Origin of the sequence: Streptomyces torulosus (assembly GCF_001419765.1) — a bacterium.
Classification (GTDB): domain Bacteria; phylum Actinomycetota; class Actinomycetes; order Streptomycetales; family Streptomycetaceae; genus Streptomyces; species Streptomyces torulosus.
This window is the reverse complement of the sequence record NZ_LIRK01000147.1, coordinates 1-1,689: the sequence shown is the minus strand read 5'-3', so window position 1 is coordinate 1,689 and position 1,689 is coordinate 1. Positions and strand designations below refer to the sequence as shown.

Here is a 1,689-nt window from a genome sequence, read left to right as displayed (position 1 = left end):
CTCCTCGCTGACGGCACGCGCAGCCTCACCACCACAGGGCGATGGGATGAGGCATTGGCCCACATCGAACAGCACCGGGGCGTGGGCACCAGGATGTTGGACGGGCGCCAAGTCGCCATCATTGCGGCTCTGACGTCTGGACAGACCGGCCGCGCTGACGAGCTGCTCGCCGCTACGGCACCTGGTGAGCCGTGGGAGCAGGCCGTCACCGCGTGCCTGATGACGCTGTATCGCCGCGACGTGTATCAACCAGTCGACGACTCCTTGACGTCCCTGACGAACACCTACCTGAACCACGATGCCAAGGCCGGTATGACCGTCTTCGACGTCCGCCTCGGCCTCACCGTCCTGGACGCCGTCGGATCAGCCGAACATCCTGAAGCCCGCCTCCTGACCGACGAACTGATTCGGCGAACTACGGAAGCACGCAACGGATACGCGGCCCGCGAGATCCTTGCCCACCCTTTGTTCGGCGTGCTCGCCAGGGACATACAGCGGCAGCAGTGCGAGGACCTACTGCGGAGCTGCGCTCTCGACTCAGGGGTGCTTCCACAAGTGCTGCACCGCGACCTCGAAACCGCTTTGGCAACTGGTGAGTTGGTGCTCATGCGCTCGTTGGCAGAAGCGAAGGAGCTGGGCAGCTCCACGTCGTGAGGAAAGCCGTTGTGACTGAGTGCGCTAGTTGGTTGTGACCGCGCTTCCGTGATGACTACGCCTGGGTAAGGATTCTCGCCGTATGCAGGATGGGGATGCCCTCACCCCACATCTGCTGCCTTGGCCACTTTTGATGTGGCTGATGTGCTTCTTCGGCAACGCTGGCGTTTGAGGGTTGGTCTGGCCGCCNNAGAAGTCAGGAGACGGGCGGCGCTGGCTCGCCACTTGGCTGGCGCGCGTCAATGCGGTAGGGCTCGAACGCGGAGTTGGCGGCCGGAGCGTAGGGCCTGTTGGACATACGTGTGACCAGTTGCCACATACGGCGTTCATCCTCCAGGCTCTTCGGGAGGGTGAGCCCAAGCCCCTCGGCAAGCGGTTTGCGTCCTAGGTTGACCAGGGCCCGTACGGCTGCCGCCCATTCGTCGGTGGCGGCCACTGCCGCGTGGTACCAGACCGGGGTCAGGGTGATCACGCAGATACCGGTGAAAATGAGCGCCGGACGGTCGGAGCGGGAAGTAGACAGCGATGCGAACGCGGTGATTGCCACGACTGCGTGCCCATACAGCAGGGCAACGAAGAAGTCGACGTTCGTACGGGCGGTGACGACCTGTTTGCTGGTGGGCTCCGGGACCGCGCTCGTCAGTTCGTTCCACAGCACCTGAGTGTCGAGGCGATATCGGTCGTATCCATACTCTTCGAACCGACGGATGGCGTTTCCGAGCCGGGTTGGGGTGATCTGATTGTCGCTCACGGGGTAGCGGTTGAGTTTCTCCCTGAGGAGGGCACGTCGGATTGGCGAGGTGAGGCCGGGGTCAGCGAGGCGGTCGGCTGTCCTTTGCCGCCGGGCCCGCTGCAGGCGGCAGCCCCGTTCGTATACGGCGCCTGGCCACAGGGCGTATCCCTCGAGGAAGCGGTAGAGAGGTGTCTGCAGGGCGTTCAGGACGAGCCCGAGCAACACGGCGGCCACCAAGAGCAGGAGTGCGGTGGGGCCGCCGGATGCCGGCCAGAGGCGGTCGAGGATGGCGGGACGGTGCA

The 1,689-nt window shown here is 64.6% G+C and carries 1 protein-coding gene and 1 pseudogene; one reads left to right on the top strand and one right to left on the bottom strand.

Features of this window, described 5'->3' with window-relative positions:
- A pseudogene (locus AOK23_RS11135) lies at positions 1-654 on the top strand (hypothetical protein); the annotation flags it as partial.
- 196 nt (positions 655-850) lie between these two features.
- Here the strand turns inward: AOK23_RS11135 and AOK23_RS11130 are convergent.
- Positions 851-1,689: hypothetical protein (locus AOK23_RS11130; protein ID WP_055712580.1), on the bottom strand; the 839-nt coding region annotated here is incomplete at its 5' end.